This is a genomic window from Candidatus Nomurabacteria bacterium (assembly GCA_023898465.1).
GTDB lineage: Bacteria > Patescibacteriota > Patescibacteriia > HK-STAS-PATE-3 > HK-STAS-PATE-3 > HK-STAS-PATE-3.
The window spans coordinates 512,824-535,748 of the sequence record CP060223.1; the positions used below are offsets into that span (position 1 = coordinate 512,824).

Below are 22,925 nucleotides of genomic sequence, written 5' to 3' on the forward strand. Positions count from 1 at the left end.
TGTGAATTAAATAACTTCCATCACGCCTGTATACATACCCATAGAACATGAATATGTATATCGGCCCGGTTGCGTTGGAGTAAATTGAAAACTTTGTCGGTCAGTGGGACGCAAAAAAGTGTCAATACCAAATTGTCGAAAAGTAAAAGCAACCGCACAAGAATATACGTCATTACTCTGCAATATCAACTCCACTGGCTTATTCTTTTCAACCGCAAAATATCGGGGCGAGTACCCTTGACCCAACACGTTAATGGTTACTCGCTGCACACCGTTAGTAAGTACCACTTCATCACTAACAGCCTTTGGTGTGCTTGTGTTCTGAAATTTTGCAATAATTTTTTCATACGTAATTGGTGCATCATACACATTAAGGATCCCGTTGAAGCTGATAAGCGACAAGACAATCAAAATAGCAGCGGCAGTTTTTTGAAACCATCCATGCATCGTATCTGAGAGCTTCGCGGTCATGACGCCAAGTAAGGTAAAAATTGGTGAAGTACCAAGCACAAAGAAAAACATAATAAGGGCTCCAGCTATAGGACTGCCACTAGTAACTGCCACCACTTCCATTGCCTGAGTAACGCCGCAAGGGATAAAGACGGTCAAGACCCCTAATACTGCGGGGGCAAATAAAGTATCGCTCTTACTTGATTTCTTCACAAAGCGCTGCAGCCAACGCGGTGGCTGAAATGCTAAGAAGCGAAAGATTGGATGCACGTTTAATAAGTTCATTGCTGTAGCAAACATAAACAACGCTGCAGCAAGTTGAAAAGCGATACGCACATTTAATCCTATCGCTAACACTGAACCAAGCCAGCCAAGCAAAAAACCAAAGGCGGTGTGTACAATTAATTTCGCTAGTAAAAAAATACCTACTGGCCAAATATCTGTTCCGCGGATTCGTGCATCGCTAGATTTTAGTGATGTTTTTCCGTTTTCAGATCGTTCCTTCTGATTAGCTATCACGCCTGCCAACAACCCCCCTTGGACAGCTAGGCAGGTTAAGCCACCGGTAGTTAAGCCTGCTAAGAAAAAAACCCAATAATTCATATGTGTGATCGAAACGTTTTTAATCGTAAGGCATTAAGCACAACTGAAACACTTGAAAAGGCCATTGCAGCGCCTGCCCAAATTGGATTGATAGTAATTCCCCAAATCGGCGCTAATGCTCCCATGGCAACGGGTATGAGAAGAACATTATAACCAAAAGCCCAAGCAAGATTTTGCCAAATATTCTTCATAGTTGCTCGAGAAAGCGCAAGAGTCACTGGAATTAACCGTAAGTCTGGACGAAGTAACACAACTCCAGCGGTCGCAATAGCAACATCAGTTCCCTGCCCCATTGCAATACTTAGATCCGCCGCTGCCAAGGCAGGCGCGTCGTTAATTCCATCCCCAATCATTGCGACGCCTTTTTTCTGCTGCTGCAGCTCTTTTATTCGCTGCTCTTTTTCTTGTGGAAGCACCTGTCCGATAACTTGCGAAAGTTTAAGCTCACGCTGCACGTGCTGCGCTGCTTCTCTAGTATCACCAGTGAGCATTATGGTCTGTATGCCCTGATGATTTAAGGCGGCAATTACGCTGGCGGATTCCTCACGTATCGTATCAGCAATACTAAAGGAGACGAGGGCTTCATGATTGTCGGCCACATATACACGAGACATATTCACTGGCATGAATTGAGCCTGGTCTGCATCGATTTGGATATTCTCTTGAGCCAACAGTGAGGCACTACCAATATTCATTTGACCGATAGTATCCTTAGCCCGAACTCCTTTTCCGGGCACATCAATTATTTCAGGCGCTGTTTCTGCGCTAGGTATTCCTTTGTCATTGATATACTGCGCAATAGCTTTTGCTAAAGGATGATTTGAGCGTTCTTCAATTGTCCGGACACGGCCAAGTAACTCTTGCTGCTCCTGGACGGAAAAAGTACGCATCATTTGTATATCTTGTACACGGGGCTTGCCTTCCGTTAAGGTGCCAGTTTTATCAAACACAATGGTCTGCACACGTCTCCCCAATTCAAGCGCTTCAGCATTTTTTATAAGTATCCCAAGCTCTGAACCCTTACCAATGCCGACCATAATTGAAGTGGGAGTGGCTAAGCCGAGCGCGCAGGGACAAGCAATAATAAGCACACTCACCATGCTTACAAGTGCGTGTGCCCAAACTGGATCTGGTCCAAAAAATAACCAAAGTCCAAAAGTGAGCAATGAAAGAGCGATAACAATTGGCACGAAATATGCTGAGATCTTGTCAGCTAAATTCTGTACCGGGGGTCGAGATCCTTGCGCTTCTTCAACTAAGCGTACGATTTGTGCCAGCATAGTTTCATCACCCACTCGTCTTGCTTCCATCTCAAAAGCACCGCTAGTATTCATAGTTGCGCCAATTACCTGGTCTCCTGCCTTTTTCTCTACTGGCAAGCCTTCCCCAGTCACCATGCTTTCGTCTACCGCAGAGGATCCAGACACAATATTCCCATCAACAGGAACTTTTTCACCTGGCTTCACTAAAATACGGTCTCCTACACGCACGTCAGTAAGGGGAAGATCCTGCCAAGTTTTTTTTTGAAATACATGCGCTATTTTTGCCTCTAGCTTCAACAAACGCTTCATTGCTGTAGCTGCCTGACCTTTTGCTCGCAACTCGAGAAATTTACCCAGTAACACTAATGTAATTACCGTAGCTGAAGTTTCAAAGTACGCTAGCTGACTAATACCTAATGCCGCTAATTGATTTTCGTAAACTATTGAGAATGCTGAGGAGGCATAGGCTACGCTAGTTCCTAAGGCGATAAGCGTATCCATATTGGCCGTGCGATTTTTCAGCGCAGACCAAGCGCTCAGGTAATAGTTTTTTCCAGCCCAAAACTGTACCGGGGTGGCAAGTATCCACATCAACCATGACTGACGCAGCCAATCAGGCGCTCCTGGCACCATCGCGCCAATAAGCAATAGTACAGTGAGTGGGAAAGAAACAAACAATCTCTGTCTCAACTGACGCAACTCTTCGACTCGTTCCTTTTCCGTAAGATCGCCGTGATCATGTACGCCTATGTGCGCTTTATAACCCAACTTTGCAACGGTTTGCCCTATTTCATACTCTGGAGTTGCATGAGGGTCGAAGCTAACTGCTGCTTGATGATTTCCATAATTTACCGTTGCCTCTTTTACACCTGGAAGTTTCTTTAGACGACGTTGGATATTTGCCGCACAGCTTGCGCAATGCATGCCAGACACATGAAAATTGATCTGTTGGACATTATTTGGCATATTTTCCTGGATTTTTTTGAAAAGCCTTTTTACATCCACTCGCGCAAAAATAATATTTCTTCCCCTGATATTGCATGGCCGCGCCGGCCGTACTCGGAGAGACACGCATGTGACATACAGGGTCATGCACGATTGGCATAAGATCCTTCATTGTCCTACTGAATTCATCAGGTTTTTTATCGCCCTGTTGAACAACAATAATGTCGCGAATAAGTTGACTCGCCTTAGCAAAATTCGGATGAGCTAAATGGTATCGAAGACGCTTTCCCAGCCGATGATAACTTACCGCTCCAGCATCACGAAGTATTTTAAGATGCTGACTGAGATTTGCTTGTGGCAAACCAAGCATGTCTTGCATTTCCTCAACCGTTGCTGGGCCTTCTTTTAGTAAATGTAAAACCTCCAAACGGCGCGGATGTGCAAGCGCTTTTAAAAGCTTGGCGTGGAGTTTAAAAACTTGTTCATACATATTCGCTATTTCGAATATATATACTTCAGAAAAAACTGTCAAGAAATCCCCTATCGAATGTAGACGACCGCGCCTGTGCTAAAGGTGTTTATATCTTTACACGCCTGACCTGGAAAAACCTCAGCCCGTAATTTACGACTCTCCAGCATCTCTACCATAAAACATCCAGCTGAACTTGTTCCTGAACGCAGCTCCAGAGTGCTGCTCAAACTTGATCTATCCCAAACTTGGCCATCAGCGTAATAGACTTGCTCGTAAAGGTCATAGGCTACCCGGCCGTTTTCTGGACTAATATCAACTGGCTTAGCAGCGTCGTGAGCAATAGTGAACTGTGAAGCGCCATCTGGCCAGTTACCTATTGAAATTACCGTAGCGCTAGGGTCGAGATGATCTGGAGCGATCGCGAGATGGGTAGTCCAATACGCAGACGGATCATTGCCCGCATAACCATTTGTGGTCCCATCAGGATTCATCACAAACCAGGTGCCAATTAACCGTCCATCAATATCATAGTCAATCTTGCCGCTACGTGGTTCAACTGTACGTAAATACTGGGTCAAAGCTAGGGAGCGAAGTTCTTCAGTGTAGTACGGCAGCGGATCAACAGTATGAATCTTCCACGATTCACGCTCATAATGCTCCGGCACCACGAAGCCGCTAAGCTCGCTCTCTGTATCCCAAACAGCAAAATCGAGAGTCTGCCCGCCGATACTCCCTATACGTTGTCCAGCCTTCACAGGTAAATCAATACTATTCCCCTGCTGCTGATAGGCACTAAGTATATCAGGTGCTAAACCAGTGACTAAATCATAGTAGTAAAATAGATGACAACTCATGCTGAATACTATCCGAAAGTCTGTCACGGTCTTGTTCGCATTTTGCCCCTGACCAGAGTGGGTACGCGTCCCTATATCAACAATCCGCGCATCGGCCATTGCGTATACTGGATAGGCATCAATAGGTGAATCAAAAGGCTCGGGTGAGAAGTATTGATGATCAATTGGGGTGACGTGCCCACCGATCATTAATCCGTATGGGATAATAAATCCAACATCGCTAGGGTCCATGGGATAATCGGTAAGCAAGGGTTTGTCGGTTCCCTGACAATGTCCATGACTTAATTCCTGACCAGCTACATCAGCCGGCGTCCTCGCCTGCTCTTGTGTATTGATATTTTCTTCATTTTGCATTGAGGAGTTTTGATTTTGACTAACAGTATTGTCGTTATTTCTACGAGTGAATAGCACAATAAGCACTGCCAGAAGAATGAGGACAGCGATGATGACGAGCGTCGCTACTTTTTTCATATGGGTAAGTATAGCATAGAAAAAATAGCTTACTCAGTATGAGTAGATTTTAATAGGCATTAAAAGGATTTTCGCTGTAAAATATCTCTTTACTGCCCTTGCTCGAAATCCTTCAGGATACGCAAGTATTTTGCTTGAGTATCACTACCAATTTGTGGATGCGTAAAAACCGGCATTACACCGGTTATTGCTATGATATTTCTTACTTCATCAAAATAGAATCCATCCAACGTTGCAATAAAGAGCCAAGAAGGATTCCAAGACTTAGCCATCCGTTTAGCATCTATAAGCACATATTCAGGACTTAGTTGTTTTTGATATTTTACCTCTATCAATCTGACTTCGCTTGTTGCATGATCAATGACAGCGAAATCTGGCGCGGTACGTAAAATATTAACTGTTGGATTATCTTGTGAATAACCCTGCTGGATAAGCTCAGGGATAATTTTTTCATACCCAAATTCGAGTACTGTAAATTGGCGTGATTCGCGAAACATTTGTGCAAATATCGTTTCAGCAATTTTACCTTTAATGAGATTGTGAGTGAATTCTGTTGAGGTAGACATTATTTTTTCTTAATAAACTTTTTCAACTTTACTTGAATGTAGGTTGCCGCAATAGTAAACAGAAGTATTATTCCAAAAGCAGGAAGAAATACTTTCAGCATTATTCCCATAAACCTACTTGTACCTTCAACAAGCTGAGGATCGGCAGGCATTTATCTTGTTTTCTTCTTATAGCAGCTATAACAAAGCGAACGATCGCGGGAAATAACTGTACCACAACTCCGGCACTTTTTCGTGCCATACTTTTTTACACTCGAAGACTTTTTCTTAGTCTGGCATGAGTAGCACAGTGTATACGTTCCTGTTGTTTTTGTTCCACAGCGGCTGCATTTAGGCATACTTACTACGCCCCCAAAAACTTCAGCGCCTCGTAGACAAAGAAAACGGGCCAGATAATCGCTTTTAACAAACCGAGTACGCCAATCCAAAATGAAGTCGCTACCGAGATATAGTAGATAGCGGCACCGATCAGACCGAGACCATAGAAAGCCCCACTACTCCCTGCATTTGCCTTATTCATATAACTCCTTAACTAATTATGTTTACAGGACAAATTATACCACTTCGCGACGAACATAAAATAGACAACAAAGGGATACAGTCGCCGGAAACAAATATACCAAATCAAACCACCCTATTTGATCAGTGATAGTCAAAAAAATATTCAACAACATGAGTAGAGCAAGCATCCAGTAGGCCCACTTCTTTTTCAATCGTAATTGCCAAGTAAGTAAGAAGAGCGCAAAAGCATTTACTAACGCAAAGCTAGAATAAAAGAAGCGGTAATCTGAGTCGCGAAATAACCAAAACAACGCAAAGCATACCCAGAAGGCCGCAATGCTATAGAGTAGTCGAATGGTAAAAGTGAAATAATTTATAGTCGAAGCATATTATTGATAAGTGGAAAGGAAAAGCCGCCGGTAAAGACCAACGGCTAGATGAAATCTAGGCCGCTCGTTGCTCAGTCCTCAGGATAGCAGAAGCACGACGATACGCTTTGTCTCGCACCGCCTTTGGTACATCCTGCTCTCTTAAGGCACCTTGAATCGAGCCTAGCTGCACCTCATTCCCCTTACGATAAAAGGTGAGCACAAAGCCTTCAGCGCCTATTTCCACTCGACCATGTAGACGATCAACCTCCAGCACCTCGGTCTCTGCATCTTGTTCACCCATATGAGCCTCCTGGTCGGGAAAAAGCTCTTCTTGGATTGGTCGCATGTGTCTTTCACGCATATATATATTGTACGCCTCAAGCAGGAAAAGTAAAAGTAGTCTTGACGAGCCCAAGGCTCGGGGTTTATTATAGCGACACTTCTCAAGCCGACAGAGAAGTTGTCTCAGAATCCGTTTTGTCGGCACTCTCGCGTGAATGTTTCGCGGTTCATCGAGAGCGTAGAACGGCGATAGGCTGATGGGACCGATCCCACTCAAAAGCCGAAAAAAAACGGGATCCTGCCCCAGGCATCAATACTTGTCGCCCGAATTCCAATCGGGAAACATAGATGCGCTGGGGCTCCATTTTTTTATAGATACCTAAAAGCCAGGAGCTGCCCTCTCCTGGCCTTTGAGGCTGAAAGGAGGAATGAGCCTAATTATCTATTTCAAAATCCCAGAGTGCTTGTACCTGCGACGCGCTTAGGCCGGTGCGTGTCGCAATCTCTTGAGCCAAACTTGAGGTGCTGGTATTTGCAGAGGTCCACTCATAGCGCTGTGTATCACCACGGCGGGCTTTAATTTCTGTGCCATCTTCACGTACCCGGACTTCTATTTCCCATTGGGCTTCTTCTTCATCGCCGTGATCCTCTGAATCGTTTGAATTACTATTACTGTTATGTGAATTGGTATCATCATTCACATTTCCTTCATGAGAGTTGGTTGCATCTACATGCGTATTCTTATTATCATTTCCATGATCATCATTGGTGTCAGAATGGTCATCACTGCTATTGGCATTTTGCAGATCTACACCATCATACTCAATTTTGATAGCTGCCCGAACTTGGGCTTCGCTTAAGCCTAAACGGTCGGTAACTGCTTTAATAATTTCTTCACGATCAGTCGTAGTCAGGGTAAACTCACTGTGCTGATTTGCTACTTCAGCCTGAACAAAGGCTTGTGCACCAGCTACGTGCACTTCAATTTCAATTCGCTGAAGACTATGACTGTTTTGTGCGTCTTCAATCTCACGCAGTTTTACTTCAACGTTACTTAGCGTCGCTGCAGCATGCTCATTTTCTTTGGCTTCTAATTCATCGCGCACTTCAGCTACGGTTTGTTGCGCATTTTGCAGAGCGGAATTTACATGATCAGCAGCATCTCGAGCTAGTTGCTCCTTTTGCTCTTGCTCTAACTCAGCTAGCTCTTTTGCTCGCTCAGCTGCAATCTCAGCCTGGATGCGGAGTCGCGCCTCAGCTGAGGTGGCTAAATTTAAACGGACTTGCTCGACGGCTTGATCAATACCAAAGAGCCAATCTCCTGGCTTGGCATTATTCGCTGCGAGGACAGTGCCGGTGCCGCTGCCTAATAACACGATAGCGATAAGGATGCTTGCAATCATATTTTTGTGATTAAGGAAAAAACCTGATCGCTGCTTATATCGATCAGCTTCCGGGACTGTTACGCTCGATGCAGCCATACGCAAACGAGCCTCAATACGTTCACGGGCAGCCGGAGATAAAGACTGAGAATGAGACATCTTTAACAGCTTGATAATTTCTTTTGATGAAAAATGTTTCGACATATATTTACGAATAAGAGAGTTGTTCCATTTCCTTGCGTAAGGCTTGCAAAGCCCTATGTTTCAATACGCGCACATTGAGAGCACTGATCTGCATTACTTTTGCCACTTCACTTATACTTAGATCCTCTCGATAAAGCATATGGAGCAGAGTTGCGTAGCGTTCAGGAAGGCGGGTTAAGGCTGATTCCATTTCCCGCTCCATTATTACATCTGGCATCTCATCCGGATCACTTGATAAAGTATGACTCACGCTCTCAATATCAACCTGGGTGCGTTGGCCACGATAATGATCAATCAAGCGGAAACGGGCAATTTGAAAAAGCCAGGTAGAGAATTTTGCATGTTTCTGCTCCTTATATCGGGGCAATGAGCGAATCATTTCAAGAAAAACAGTTTGGGTTAAATCCTCAGCTGTTTCCTGACTACTGACCCGCATAAGCAAGAAACGGAACACCCGGTCTCCGAAAAGGTGGAAAAGTTCGGCCACCCCTTCTTGATCCCCTTGTTGCGCTCTGGCGACGATTTCCTGTACTTGGCTTTCGTGTTGCATAGCGTATATTAGTATATCGGAAATAGGATTATTTTGTTACATCTACCAAGAAATGCTATTACTTGACATTTTTTCATATCTAGTCTAGTATATGCACTCGATGTTCATTAGAAATGAGAGAGAGGCGGGATGAGATAGGTGTCCCCCCAGACACCTCGCTACCTTCATACAGCGGTAGTTGCATCATCCCACTGCCCGAAGCGGCTCCCCACCCTTGTTACTACTTGTACTGGCTTCATCCCTAAGGATCCCCCGCCAGTCTGGTGCTGACATGTTCGGCGTCATATCCTTATGGTCTATTGGCTGCAAAGCTGATCACCTTTTGTGATGATGACTCACCGATGCTTCGGCTCAGATGCCTCTCTCTCCACCTACGCCTGCGCACCTGAGCACTCCCCCAGGCTCACTGCGCATGTGCCCCCGTCGTGTCGTTGTACCGACGGGGGTGCTTTTTTATAAAAAGAAATCCCCAGGCCGATTGGTCTGGGGATGAGAACTAGAACTGTTGTGCTGAACGCATCCGATGAAGCGTGCTACACACCAGTCCAATACCAGAGCGACGCTCTACACAGAACTGATACACCCGTTGCGCCGCCATGAGCTTTTCATAGAGCGCCTGACCATGCTTAGTGGCTAGTTCGTTTCGCATCTCCCGGTCTAGACCTTGGTAATACGAACCAAGCAGCAGATAGCGCACTAGAAGCCACCCCAGTAACCCGGAGCTGAGCAGCATCGCTGTTAAAGCACCGGGCAGAGTCAGATACCCGAGCAAATCCTCCAGTCTTGCCCAGTAGTACACTGCAACAAGCTCAAATAGCAGAAACGCTAGCGTGGCTATAGTTGACCCTATCCGGATAAACAGGCGCCACCTTTTCACTCTCTCGCACAACTCTAGAATCTCTTCTTCTTGAACACTGAGTTGCGCGTAGAGGAAATTCGACATATGCACCTCCCTCTTGCATACCCAAAAGCAGTCTACACCCGCTGCACTGCAGGTCAAGCATTCAGGTTAAGGCCGGAGAGTACCGGAAAACATTTGCCAGGCTAGAGCTGATTTCGCCACCAGGGACAAAATCATATAGGCCTTTTCACCGTAGAGATAGTCCTGCCATTTCCCTATCTTCTTATACTGCAGGACCATGTTAATCGCGAAGATGTTAAAGGTGACAAAGATGGTGGCCACAATGAAATAAACAAAGGTAGGAATCTCCACTCCGGTCGACTGTACCGCGCCAATGAAGAAAGCAACAATGACCAGCCAGGGAATTAAGCCAGCCAAAACTCCTATCCAGTACGAAAGCCAATTCGTATGCTTGGTCGTCTGATTATGTACTTCCATCATCAAGCCCATGAGATTCATAATCGCATTCAAGGCAAACAGCGAAATGAGTAGCCAAAGATCGTACACACCACAAAGCATGGCAATAACTACAATCATAACTGACGAGGATAAGGCATACTCAGCCCAACGCAGCTTGTTGATGCCCTTTTTCAAATTCTCCTCATACCATTCCCGCAAAGGTCCGGCTAGAAGGAAATGCGCAAAAGCAGAAAGGAAGAGAAAGACCGCTACGGTGGGGCCTAAGCGTAAGTCAAACAAATGCTCAGGAAGTGGAGCTACACCAAAAACTGGATTATTTGGATCGATTTTCAGGTATGAAGTAACAACTGGTAAAGATGAATTATTGCTTATCAAAACCATAATGACGCCTTGCACGAAGTGAAGGGCGGCCATTGACCAATTCCAGACTTGTAGTTTTTTTAACTGCTCTTTTTGACTACGCATTTTCATACCCCCCCCTTTTTTTCTTTACTTAAACCGTTTGCCTAGCCACGCGCCAATCCAAACGGCAAAAAGAATAATACCAAAAAGAATAAGTTGCCACAACCATTGTTCGCTTTCACGCCATAGCATTAGTAGCACGAATAGTGCAGCTGGTACTAGCCAAATACCCGTCCACGCTTTCCAAAGTGATGGAAACGCAAAAGTAAAGCCAGCGCTAAAAAGCAAGTACACTGCAAAAATTATTGCTCCAGCAACTATGTAATCATTTATCCCGGCGCTATCAGAAAAAAGCACATTCAGGACGAGAAAAAATCCAAAGAGGCAGCTAAGTAGACAGGCAAGGATAATCAAAAACGTACGCATATACTAAAGTATATCACTTGCCTCGGTCTTTGCGTAGTACTTACTTAGGCTCTGCTACTGGATCTGTAAGCGACGCTCCTGCTGCTGCCATCTCTTCGTGTTCAGCGTCTCTAGGTAAGAAGAAGGATGCAATGAGGGTGAGTAAGGTAAAAGCAGCTGCGTAATTCATCACATCTTTGTTTGAATCAACGATTGCCTCGTACTGTAGACGGGATAACTGCGGCAGCAGTTCAGCTGGGATGTTAGAGGTATCACCCGGTTCAGCGTTACCGAAAGTACGAGCCTGCTCCTCAATCGCTTCAATCAACTGAGGCTTCATTGCCTCAGGGATATTTACCAAGTCCTGGACGCCTGTTTCAACATGAGAGAGTAAGGAGCTTAAGAGAATCGTCCCAATAATAGCCGTACCAAGTGCCTGGCCCACAGTACGGAAGGTGGTATTTAAACCTGACGCTTGGCCAGAAAACTGCAGTGGAATAGTGGCTAAAGTAAGATTGGTAATCTGGGACATGATTAATCCAAAACCAAAGCCATACAAGGCAAGACCGGGAATCAAATCCCATTGACTCATATCAACTGAGAACTCGCTCTTGAGCACAAAAGCACTGATGAAAGAGATGAGAATGCCGAGCTGAATAATGTAGCGAGCGTGGAAGCGACCAGTGAAACGTGAGAAAAGCCCAGCGGCGATAAACAAGGCGATCGACATCGGCATCAATGCTAGGCCCGTATCAAAGGCGCTTAAACCCAAAATAGCCTGTAGTAAAACTGGAATGGTAAAGAAGATGCCAGATTGAGCTAATACGAGAATGGTCAATGTCACAATGCCAGTGGAAAAAGCTCGATTCTGCAATATCACTGGATTCATAAGGGGCACTAAACCATCTGCACGTTGTGAACGATGTAAGCGTCGCTGCCAAAAACCAAAAAAGATGAGTATGAGCACGCCAAGGGCTACTGCTATTGGGGTAATGGAAAGGTCAAAAGGATGTATAGCAATATCGCCCATAGAATAAATCTCTTTTGCCTTCCACCAACCGTACTGACTTGCTTCCAAGAGGCCAAACACCACCGAACCAAGACCAAACGCTGACAGGATGGCGCCTAAATAATCAAGCTTCTCGCGTGAAGCATCATGCGTGCGTGGATCACGAATATAGCGAGCCAGAGCGAGAATAACTATGACAATAATCACCTCAGTAGCAAAAGCCCAGCGCCAGCTAAAATGCGTAGTCATATAACCGCCGAATAGTGGTCCAAGTGCTGCAGTCGCGCCAGCGGTGCCGCCCCAGATGCCGAAGGCAATGCGCAAATCCCTGCCGCGGTAATTCGCCAAAATAAGCGAAACAGTAGCTGGCATCATCAATGCCGCTCCAATGCCCTCAATAATTGACCAGCCTAATATCAACACATTTACGTTCGGACTGAGTGCGGCAGTGATAGTGCCGGTCGCATACACCACTACGCCGATAAGGAAAAGCTTTTTGCGGCCATACATATCACCTATTCTGCCACCAGTGAGCATAAAGGCTGCCATAACAAGAGAATAGATGGTGATGGCCCACTGCACATTTCGCAAGCTTGTACCGAGATCATGCACAACGTTTCGAATAGAAACATTAAGCATGGTGGTATCAAAGATGATAATCACCAAAGCAAGGCTAAGTACAACTACTAGGCCCCACTTCTGGAACCAAGCGCGAATAGGATGTGAAGTATTTGTTTCCATAATTGCAAAAAAATGAATGGCCGTACTCACCCGGAGCACTCCCGGATAATAACGTAACGTCAAGTATACTCGCCGCTCAATAACTTGTCGAGACTACGGCATCATATCTTCCGAGCGTCATAGGCCCAGTGTAGCAGCGCCTGACGTTGCCGACGGCGACAAGCCATATCACGAGGCGCGCAATACTTCTTGATTTGACCAACGTGACGACGAATAGCTTTCCAGCGCTTTATTTGACGCTCATCCTCCCTGGGAATACGACGGCCTGAATAATAGCGACAGTACCATTGAAACCAACCTCGTGGATCCTCTGGATAAATCCAGCCTTTGCGCTGCCACTCTGCTAAAGATTGACTAGCGTCGACAGCAAAGAAATTGAGGTGGGGATTATGGGTGGAGGATAATCGTGCGCCGCGAAACCATGAAGCGGGAAATTCTTTTTGACAATCATTGAGGTACTTACCCCCAAAAACACCTAGTCGCAGCATCTGCGCAGGACTTAATTCAGGCGTAAACTCTGGAGCAAAGTTTCGGCCAGGCGCTTCTGTCCGGTAGTATGTGTAGGCCTGCTGAAAGCTATCGTTTACTTTAACTTTTTTCTTCATAATCCCCTGTTGAAGCTTGCCGCACCCAGCGCTGCTCAATATAGAGCACTCGCCACCACCATCGCCCTAAGAAATACCCACCAATCGCTCCAAGTAGTAACAAGCCAATTTGAATGTATGGTGGAAGCGCACATCCCCAGGTCCAATGTATAACCTGTCCATTTTTCTCAGCCCAGCTTAAATACCACTGCTCAATTCCTAAATGTAACAGCAAACTTAACAGCACGCCGAACACAGTAGCGCTAATGAGATAAAGTGCATGTTTGAACGGGGTTGCTTTAAGTGGTCCGCGATGAAACATATTTAGAAAAGATTTAACCAACCAAAGAGGTCTTGCACTGATCCTAGGATTACCTGCACAACTGTTTGTTCTTGCTGTGGAGTAAGAATAGTCAGAGGCTCAGACACCGAGGTCTGTCCACTGGAATCCGTGCTCTCCACCTTGAACTGATACACCGAACCTGGCTCAAAACTTGTCAAAACGACAACGTGCCGTTTCGTATAGTTTGTATCAAGTGGCGTGGCTTCGGTAATTGCTTCATCAGCACTGGCAACACCCTGTCGATAGTACACTCGACTAGTGGCTGGCTCATTTGTTAGCCAGCTGATGATGGTTTGGACTTTAGTATCACGGCCCGGGGAAAGGGCTGAGTCAGTTTGAATCTGCGAGATAAGCGGAGGCGCATTCTCATCGCCGGTCACAAAGGAGTCAAGCGTCTTGGAAACCGTATTGCCATCTGCATCAACACTTACCAACTCAATTGCGTAAGTCACTCCAGACTCAAAACTATCTACAGTCACCTGATGAATAATGGTTTGCGTATCATCTCGAACACTGCTTAACTCATCGACCGCTTTGATGTTATTGCGATAAGGTATCACCCGTACAGTGGCATCTGCATCACGAGTGGTGGTCCAGCGGAATACCGCTTCCTCGCTTGATATTTTTTCGACGGCATAATTTTGAATATCAAAAACCTGCGGATCAGTAGTGAAACTAAAGTCTGCACTTTGCGTTGTCTGGCTAATCTTTGTTCGACTACGCACTTGGTAATGATAGGTTGTATCAGGCTGTAAGTTGTAAACCGTAACTGAATGGGTCGTGCTATAGGTTTCCGCATCACCCACCACCTGAGTATACTGTTGTGCCAGAGCAAAGTCAGCATCTGAAGCGTAAGCTACCAGGGCATTAGAGTCTTTATCAGTTCTCCATTGGATAGTGACTGAAGTTGGACCAACATCCACGCGAGGCTCTCCACTAATAAGCGGAGTAGGAATTATTTTTGATAACTCCTCGATGAGTTGATACTGCTCTTCTAAACTTAGCTCTAAAATATCAATGCTAACATTGCCATAGAGATCATTCAGTAGATCAAGATTTTCTTCAAGGATATTCTTAATCTCATCAGGATTGTTTCTATCGATTGGTGCAGTGCCAGACGTAGTGAATGTTTTATCGCCGGTAATCGACGTGTTGCCGCTTGCATCAACGGAAATAACTCGATAATGATAAGTAGACCCACTGTTTAATTGTTGCAGAGTAAGGCTATGACTGGTGGCATAAGTCCAGTCACCATAAATAGTTCCGTAAACTGTGGTAAGGCCAAATTGAATAAAGCTATTCGCTTCCTCACTTGTAGTCCAACGCACAGTGGCAGCGCTATCGCTAATGTTTACCACCTCGATGCCGGTTATGCTTGGATTTGTCTCATCCTTACTACCATCAATAGCATCTTGTTCACGTTGCTCTACATCTGATTCCTCAGACAGCATTTCTAAAGTGCTAAAGGATTTTTCTGTACTCGTTGTGCTATTACCTGAAGCATCAACTGACGAAACAGTGTAATAGTATGTCGTCTTAGGGCTGAGATTACTTAAGGTAACTAAATGGGTTAGGTTGAGACTTTCGTCTAAGCTCGTTGTAACCGTATAATTTCCCGAGCTTGTCCCATAACGCAATTGAGATGTTGCTCGCTCGTTACTTAGCCAGGTAACTACTGCTCGAGTGTCAATGACCGGATCGGCCTGTATATTTGATAAGACTGGTGGCACTGTATCACTAGTCGTAACAAAGGAGTAATATTCACCACCGTTGTTATCAAAAGCTACGCCTGAGGTTACATAGTAGTAATACAGGGTACCGTTTGTCAGTCCTGATAACTTCACTAAATGATTCATCGTTGGTGGAGTATCCAGACCAACCTCAATGGCATCACTCATATCTGAATTCACTGAATAGAAGACGTGTGAATCAGACTCTACATCAGTTAACCAGCTTATACTCGCTTCAGTATTACTCACCTCTTGCGTACTTACATTAGAAATTGCTGGACCACTTAAGGTTGTTACCGTATATCCATCACCTCCGTCAGAGTCAGTTGCCGAGTTCCCACCCGGATCCTCTGAACGAACTCTGAAATAGTACGTTGTCGAGGGATCGAGTCCGGTAAGTATGACTCGGTGAACACCAACACCTGCTTCATTATCCATCAGAGTTGCAACACCGATAGTCGTACCAAAATCAGCTGGGGTATCTGAATATCCAATAGTAGAATCAGAGAGCTCATCTGTCTCCCAGGTAATAGTGACCGTCTGAGTACCTATCTGACTGGTTGCTACATTTGAAATAGTTGGAGGCGTACTATCAGTACCTCCTTGTCCGTTGGCAGACTCTGAGACAACCGCCGAGTAGTAAGAAAAATTTCCATCGCTATCTTCGCTTGATATCTTATACCAATAGCTTGTATCTGCTGTAACACTTTGATCGAGATAATAGTTAATTGCTCTATCGCTTATGTGGCTAATCGTACTATAGCTCGTGCCGTCTGTTGAACGATACACCGTGTATTCGCTAAAGCCTGGGTCGGGCAGTGCTACTGCCTTCCAAGAAATAAAGAGTTGATAGGCATCAGCTTCTACATTACTAATATCACGAATAATCACTGTTGTTGGTGTTTCTGGTGTTACCGCTGATGCACTACTGCTGGTATTTTTGTACGCATCACGGAAACGGACATAGACTGTATCTGGATCAGTAACCAAGGAAATAGTTGAGGAAGAGGCATAGCTTACCCACGTCGCGCCAACAAAGTCACTCCGCAAAGATACTTGCATTTCAAGGCTGCTATCATCAGAGCCGGAGAGATCGAGAGAAGCGGGGTCAGTACGTGCGTCCACCACAATTGCCGGACTACCGAGGACTGGGTCTTTTACATCAAGAGTAAAGGCGCTTGTTTCATCGCTGGCTGTATTATTTGCTAATTCCCCATCATCAATAGTGACTCTAATTAAGGTAGTGGTGCTATAGGTCCCATCGATTTGGGCTTTTGCGTTCCAGCTTGCACTATATTCAGTGTAATTAGTTTCATCGATGTCTTTAGGATCGGTTGCCCCGGATGATAGCCCTGTGGTCACGTTAAACCAATCAAGGCCATTATTTAACGAATATTCAAAACTCGGGGTCACCTGTCCTGAGCCAGAGCTGCCATCTGGGTCACGAACTGAGTAAGTGATAAGCACGCTACCATCACTGCTTTGCTGGGTAGCTGTTGGTGCGCCCTCAAACTCAGGCGGTGCATTTACCACATACACCATAGTTGCATCATACAGTGTTGGCGCCGCATAACCGTTTGAAGACTCTAGCCATACCTTATACTGCATCCACTGATCATTCGTACTATCGGTATGAGTGCTATTCACCGTCTCTCCGCCACTTGGATCAGTATAATAATCCCCTGTGCCGCTAGGACCAAGCCAGCTTGACCAAGTACCAGGAGATCCTGAGCTATCTGGAGCGGTCCGAATCTGAAATTTGATTTCAGTACCACTCGGTAGATTTTCTGTCCAGCGCATACCCCCCAGCGCATTTAATGCATCGGTGCTATCAAAAGCAGATGAGGTCAGTGTTTGTGATGATGGGTATTGTTGATAACCGATGCTAATGTCTTCAAAGTGCGGCGAAGCACTAGTATCACTCGTCGACATACTCACTCGATATTGAATGTATTGCTCACCATCCGTGACGCAAGCGTCAGAACTAATATCATTCCCGCTCGTTAAATTACCGCATCCGGACCAATCAGGTGCTCCACTCATGCCTGAATCATTTGAGGTACGAGCCTGAACAGTTAAAGTGGTGCTTCCTGGAACGGTAGCATTCCAACTTAAGGTATCAAAAACAGTGTTTCCGTTTGTATTAAGTGCCGCTGAGGTGAAAGTGCCCGGTGTAAGATAGGTTGAAGGAATATTAATGGCTAATCCGCTTGCACCATCAGCCATATAGCTAGTGGTGCCTGATTGCAACACATGTTTTCCGAGCGCGGTAAGTGCGGTGCTGCTCACTTCTGATGGAGAGGTTGGATTGCTCACATCAAGCACTTTTAAGCTTGCGTCATCAATAATGTACAAGTCTGTGCCTACCGCCTCTACTGAACGCACATCAGTCAAACCTGTACTATAAGCCCCTATGCGAACCGGGACAGATGGATTACTAATATCAATAATAGTGACACCAACCGAGGAGTCTGCGGTATATGCGTAGCTACCTACTATAGCTACATCATATCCTTCATCAAAGGCTTCAAAATCATACGAATATCCTCGTACACCGCTAATAGAACCCGGGGTTCCAATATTGTATATGTTTAAACTCGCAGCCTCTCCGTAATCATCGTACCCAACCCCATATAAGTAATCACCATCAGCAACCAGGCGATACGGTCTTGCTTGATATGAAACGTTTGACGCACTGAGACTTGGGTTTACCGGATCCGCCAAAGACAACACATAAATGCGCATCACACGACAAAAACCTGAACAACCTCCTACTGCAAAACCGGCATACAAATATGATCCACGAAGGTATACGCTGTACACCTCTCCCGTGCTTGTATATTGCCCTACTAAGCTCGGCGCATTTTTGTTGCTAATATCCACTACACGAACATCACCGGTATAGTCAGCAAGATACGCATAGTTGCCTGAAACGGTAACGTCTCGCGCGTCGTTTGTGTCGACACTACCAAGGGGCTGAGGTGATAAAGGATTCGAAATATCAAAAATTTTCAAACCATCAACGCCATCGGCAATATAGGCATAATTACCGTCGACAAAAACTCCTTTTGCGTCAGTGGTGTCGGAATAGGCAGTGCCACCACTTGATTGGGCCAACTCAACATAGGCCCCACTTCCCGATCCCGTGACTTGAGTGCTACTCGTGGTACCTGTACCAAAATCAGCATCACTCGTTTGCACGAGAGACTGCGACGTGGTAGTTAAGCTTAGTTCCGTGCCAATGTTAAGGTTTGCATCAGCTGCTGAGTACTCATTCCAACCTGTCTGATCACCTGGATGCTGAGCAGTATTTGCAGTTTGACCACCGCTCCAGTCTGTCTGCACCCAATAATAAGTGGCCGCTCGAGAGGAACCAATAGTGAGAGCCCAAAATGTCACGCTAATGAGTAAAACAGACGAAATAATTGCTCCTGCGTAACGTCGAGAACTTTTAAAAGGCTTTATTACCTTTTGCGCTACCTTTTTATTACGTTTTAAGGAAATGGCAAGTACCCATCCAAAATATAATGGGATAAACGCGGTATAAGGACGCTGCTTCTTGCGTTTCGCGCGAAGAAGCGTTGTTTTTTTCTGTAAGCTGGCTGATAAAGAAAATATTCCGAAACCAGCTCTTTTTGGGGGGCTTTTTTTCGCCGACCTTTTTTTGGTCACGACAAAATTATCCCACTTTTTCCACTATTGAGCAAGTGAAAACTATTACTTATATCGCAGCGCTTCCAATGGATCCATATTTGCAGCGCGACGTGAAGGAAAAATACCAGTTAAGAAACCGATGAAGGTGGAAAAAACAATAATAACCACAACAAACCACAGTGGTTCATAAAATAAATCTAAAGAGCGTCCACCTAAGCGCATCGCCAGGAAATTTAATCCAACATTAGTAATTTGACCAGCCAAAAATCCTAATAATACGCCACCCAGACCACCGAGAAAGCCCATCAACATTGACTCGATTAAAAACATCTTACGAATATCCGCTCGCGTAACACCAACCGAGCGCATAATACCTATTTCATTAATACGTTCGAGTAAGGCAATTGTCATGGTATTAAACATACCAATTGCTGAAACAACTAAGGCAATTAATCCAAAGAGACCGAGGATGATTTGTAGCACGTTAAATATCTGATTTGCCTGGGAGATGATGTCGGATAATGAGGAAACAAGGTATCCACGAGCAATAATTTGATCACGAACAGTCGCCAGCGCATCCTGCTCAGCTACTTTCACCTTTACTAGGTCATAGGACTCAATGTCATCAATGCCCAACTCTTGAAGCGGCACATAGGCAAAACTTGATGTTTCATCTTCAATAATTCCCTGAACTGTGAAGCTCTGCTCCACCTCACGCACATCAACGGTTTCAAAACCCTGCTCATCAAGCTGTGCCACATATACGGTCATAGTCACTTCTTGATGCAACATCTCGTCAGCACTCTTATTAAAGAGCTTAGCGGCAGCACTTGATAACACAATTGCCTGACTTGCCTCACTGCTAAATATTTCACCTTGATCGACTTGCAAGCCATGTAGTCTGAAAAAATTTGGGTCTACTGCTTGTAAAAGGGAGTCACTGCTCAAGCCCTGGAAGTGGATCTGGCCGGAAAAGCTCTTCAAACGCGCAGTTTCTGTTACCTCTGGTAAATCCTCTAGATTCTTTAAGGATGCGTCATCCAACACAACCAAGCCGGAATCTCCAGGGGCAACATCTAAGCTTAACAATGCATCGGCGGTGGTAATTTGGCTTAAAATAACTCTTTGTAAACCATAGCCTAGCGATACGAGGAAGAGCACTGCGCCAATACCGATACCCACGCCTAAGATCGTTAAAAAGGTCCGCATTGGACGGGTAGTAAACATACGCGTCGAAAGTGAAAGGAGATCCGGAATACGCATACTTACTCGACCTGATACTTACCTAACATAATTAGTTCTAGACGGCGAGCTAATTTACGAGCTGTTTGTCTGTTATATCCTAAGCCGCCCTCATCCCACGGTAAATCAAATTGACGAAAAGCTTCTTTTTGATCAATAACACCCTGTAAACGATTTTGAAGTACTGTATTGAAACGACGCAGTTCATCCGCGCTCCTCATATGAATAGCAAACACATCGAGGAGATAATGTCGAATTGTGTGCACTCGTTCTTCTTCGCTTGTAGCTTGCGCTTCGCCCTCTCTTTGCTGAAGTAGTTTAATTTCCTCGACAAGCTGGGCGATCTTTTCAGTCATCTTTTCTGCGGTGCGATGATCCAAGCCAAAGCCGCCGTCCTCAATATTGAGGTCAAGTAACTGTTCTAAACGCTGATCCTCACGCAGCCCGCTCATCAACATGTGCTGCACTTGCTCCTCTAGCTTTGACAATTGAGGAAGTGTTAATCCTGTCAGCACCTCGGTAACAATCTCACGCGACTTATAGGGCAGAAGCAAATGTTCAATATGCTGAGGCTCTAAGGTGGTATATGATCGCAGGAGTAATTCGAGATTATGCGGCACAACGGGCGGCACCTCTTTTACCTCTTTCACGCCGGGATGAATAGCTCGGTTCACTTTCGTCTGAATGATCTGCCCATCCTTCATATAAAAAACCCGATGGGCTAAATGCAAATGGGCCGGATTATGCGTGACGAGAATAATCGTCTTATTTCTTTTCTCATTTAGCTCATGAATCAAATCCATCACATCATTGGCTGACTTTGAATCAAGGTTTCCAACCGGCTCATCCGCAAGCACAATGTCGGGATTATTTACTAGAGCGCGACAAATAGCCACTCGTTGCTGCTGACCACCAGAAAGCTCTGTTGGCAATTTTTCAGCCTGGGTAATCACGCCAAAGTGCTTGAGAAGCTCGTTAGCAAGCTTAGTTCGCTCGGCCACCGCAGTATGAATTGCCATTTGCGGCAAAAGTACATTTTTGCGAACTGATAAGGTTGGTATCAAATAGAAGGCTTGAAAAATCATGCCAATCTTATGCTGGCGATACTCAGCAATCTCTCGCATGGTCAGATGAGCAATGTCTTTTTTATCTACTGAAATATTTCCATGCGTATGGGTTTCTAGGCCAGCAATTGAATAGAGTAAGGTAGACTTTCCACAACCCGAAGGGCCAAAGAAAATAATAAATTCACCTGGATAAATTTCCAGGTTAATACGCTGAAGTGCTTTCACTTCATTCTTGCGACCCATAAAATAGGTCACGTTAAGGTCTTTTACTTCAATAATTGGCTGTAGTACTTGCTTGCCCACCTTCGCGTATACTCCGACAGCTGAATAAAACTCTTTTAAGTATACGCTTTTTTGAGGAACTTATCTAGTTTTTGCCTGCCAAATAGGCATTTGCGCAAGTTCCGCCATTGCTTCACTTGCCTCAATAATTCCCCCTCCAATAAGCTCATCCCCTTGATAAAACACGATGAACTGTCCTGGCGTGACTGCACGCTGTGCTGTAGTGAAAGAAACGCGCAAGTGCCCATCCTGCTTCTCAATCACGCAATCCTGGGCTGGCTGACGGTAACGAATGCGAGCCTGGCAATGATAAGGAAATTCTGGCTCTCTCATTGTCCAACTTGGCTCAATCATGCTCAGCCAGGTAGAGTAAAGCAAAGGGTGCTTATTCCCCTGCACGGCAATAAGACGATTATGCTCGGTATCTTTTACTGCCACATAGTACGGAATACCCGTGCCGCTCACCCCTAGGCCTTCTCGCTGGCCAATGGTGGCAAATATACTTCCCTGGTGCTGACCAATAACCTTACCCTCTGGAGTTATCACCTCGCCGGGCTGCTTGTGCAAGCGTGTTTGTAAAAATTCAGCGATATTCACTGGACCAACAAAGCAGATACCCTGGCTGTCTTTTTTCTCCGCTGTGCGCAGTCCGGCTTCTCGCGCCATCTTTCGCACTTCAGGTTTTGTATACTCACCGATTGGAAAAAACGCGTAGGGCAAACTGCGCTGATCTAAACTCATGAGAAAATACGACTGATCTTTGTTGCTATCTAAACCCTGGAGAAGATGAGACCCATCTGCATCATGACGCACTCGGGCATAATGTCCGGTTGCAACTGCATCATATCCTTCGGCAAGCGCCCGTTGTAAAAATAATCCAAACTTAATCTCCTTATTACAAAGAATATCAGGATTTGGCGTGCGACCTGCAGCGTATTCTGCAAAGAAGATATCCATAACCCGTTGACGATACTCTTCTTCAAAATCCCAGACTTCGAAAGGAATGCCTAACTGGGTAGCAACCCGGACCGCATCTTTGCGATCAGCTTCTTCTGAGCAGTATGGCGAAATCTTGGACTTGGTCCAGTTTTTCATAAATACGCCCGTGATGTCATATCCTTGGTCTCGCAATAAAAGTGCGGCAACCGAAGAATCAACCCCACCGGACATACCTACGGCGATTTTTTTCTTCTTCGTCATAGCGACGCAATGTACCACATGCCGAAGCCTGA

At 45.3% G+C, this 22,925-nt stretch carries 19 protein-coding genes; all 19 read right to left on the bottom strand.

Features of this window, described 5'->3' with window-relative positions:
- Positions 1–6: 6 nt before the first annotated feature.
- The 19 genes from H6760_02525 to mnmA all read right to left on the bottom strand — a co-directional run bounded on the left by H6760_02525 (position 7) and on the right by mnmA (position 22,893).
- Positions 7–1,053 (bottom strand): sulfite exporter TauE/SafE family protein, encoded by a 1,047-nt coding sequence (locus tag H6760_02525; GenBank protein ID USN54022.1) that lies wholly within the window; start codon positions 1,051–1,053, stop codon positions 7–9.
- The gene (locus H6760_02530; GenBank protein USN54023.1) at positions 1,050–3,281 is read right to left on the bottom strand and encodes a copper-translocating P-type ATPase; all 2,232 of its coding nucleotides are present in this window, start codon (positions 3,279–3,281) and stop codon (positions 1,050–1,052) included. Before H6760_02530 ends, H6760_02525 begins: the two co-directional genes overlap by 4 nt.
- A complete protein-coding gene (locus H6760_02535; GenBank protein ID USN54024.1) occupies positions 3,271–3,750 on the bottom strand; it encodes a metalloregulator ArsR/SmtB family transcription factor in 480 nt (159 codons plus the stop codon). The genes H6760_02530 and H6760_02535 overlap by 11 nt, the downstream gene beginning before the upstream one ends.
- Positions 3,751–3,800: 50 nt before the next feature.
- Positions 3,801–5,057, bottom strand: a complete 1,257-nt coding sequence (locus H6760_02540; GenBank protein ID USN54025.1) for a hypothetical protein — start codon at positions 5,055–5,057, stop codon at positions 3,801–3,803.
- 89 nt (positions 5,058–5,146) lie between these two features.
- Positions 5,147–5,623 carry a hypothetical protein gene (locus H6760_02545; GenBank protein ID USN54026.1) on the bottom strand — a complete coding sequence of 159 codons (477 nt, stop codon included), beginning with the start codon at positions 5,621–5,623 and terminating at the stop codon, positions 5,147–5,149.
- 343 nt (positions 5,624–5,966) lie between these two features.
- Positions 5,967–6,143 (bottom strand): hypothetical protein, encoded by a 177-nt coding sequence (locus tag H6760_02550; protein USN54027.1) that lies wholly within the window; start codon positions 6,141–6,143, stop codon positions 5,967–5,969.
- A 425-nt stretch (positions 6,144–6,568) separates the two neighbouring features.
- Positions 6,569–6,841 (bottom strand): hypothetical protein, encoded by a 273-nt coding sequence (locus H6760_02555; GenBank protein ID USN54028.1) that lies wholly within the window; start codon positions 6,839–6,841, stop codon positions 6,569–6,571.
- A gap of 370 nt (positions 6,842–7,211) precedes the next feature.
- On the bottom strand, positions 7,212–8,363 hold the full coding sequence (locus tag H6760_02560; GenBank protein ID USN54029.1) for a hypothetical protein: 1,152 nt from the start codon (positions 8,361–8,363) through the stop codon (positions 7,212–7,214).
- 4 nt (positions 8,364–8,367) lie between these two features.
- A complete protein-coding gene (locus H6760_02565) occupies positions 8,368–8,913 on the bottom strand; it encodes an RNA polymerase sigma factor (GenBank protein USN54030.1) in 546 nt (181 codons plus the stop codon).
- A 496-nt stretch (positions 8,914–9,409) separates the two neighbouring features.
- The gene (locus H6760_02570; GenBank protein ID USN54031.1) at positions 9,410–9,856 is read right to left on the bottom strand and encodes a hypothetical protein; all 447 of its coding nucleotides are present in this window, start codon (positions 9,854–9,856) and stop codon (positions 9,410–9,412) included.
- Between the two features lie 66 nt (positions 9,857–9,922).
- Positions 9,923–10,705, bottom strand: coding sequence for a heliorhodopsin HeR (gene heR / locus H6760_02575; GenBank protein USN54032.1), 783 nt, complete (start codon positions 10,703–10,705; stop codon positions 9,923–9,925).
- 18 nt (positions 10,706–10,723) lie between these two features.
- On the bottom strand, positions 10,724–11,062 hold the full coding sequence (locus H6760_02580; protein USN54033.1) for a hypothetical protein: 339 nt from the start codon (positions 11,060–11,062) through the stop codon (positions 10,724–10,726).
- Positions 11,063–11,102: 40 nt separating this feature from the next.
- Positions 11,103–12,791 carry an MFS transporter gene (locus tag H6760_02585; protein ID USN54034.1) on the bottom strand — a complete coding sequence of 563 codons (1,689 nt, stop codon included), beginning with the start codon at positions 12,789–12,791 and terminating at the stop codon, positions 11,103–11,105.
- Positions 12,792–12,892: 101 nt separating this feature from the next.
- Entirely contained in the window at positions 12,893–13,396 is a 504-nt protein-coding gene (locus H6760_02590; protein ID USN54035.1) for a hypothetical protein, read from the bottom strand.
- Entirely contained in the window at positions 13,380–13,697 is a 318-nt protein-coding gene (locus H6760_02595) for a hypothetical protein (protein ID USN54036.1), read from the bottom strand. The genes H6760_02590 and H6760_02595 overlap by 17 nt, the downstream gene beginning before the upstream one ends.
- Positions 13,698–13,699: 2 nt before the next feature.
- Positions 13,700–19,120: a fibronectin type III domain-containing protein gene (locus tag H6760_02600; protein ID USN54037.1), complete on the bottom strand. Its 5,421-nt coding sequence runs from the start codon at positions 19,118–19,120 to the stop codon at positions 13,700–13,702.
- Between the two features lie 45 nt (positions 19,121–19,165).
- Entirely contained in the window at positions 19,166–20,365 is a 1,200-nt protein-coding gene (locus H6760_02605) for an ABC transporter permease (protein ID USN54038.1), read from the bottom strand.
- Between the two features lie 2 nt (positions 20,366–20,367).
- Positions 20,368–21,714 (bottom strand): ABC transporter ATP-binding protein, encoded by a 1,347-nt coding sequence (locus H6760_02610; GenBank protein USN54039.1) that lies wholly within the window; start codon positions 21,712–21,714, stop codon positions 20,368–20,370.
- Between the two features lie 60 nt (positions 21,715–21,774).
- Positions 21,775–22,893, bottom strand: a complete 1,119-nt coding sequence (mnmA, locus tag H6760_02615) for a tRNA 2-thiouridine(34) synthase MnmA (GenBank protein ID USN54040.1) — start codon at positions 22,891–22,893, stop codon at positions 21,775–21,777.
- Positions 22,894–22,925 lie beyond the last annotated feature (32 nt).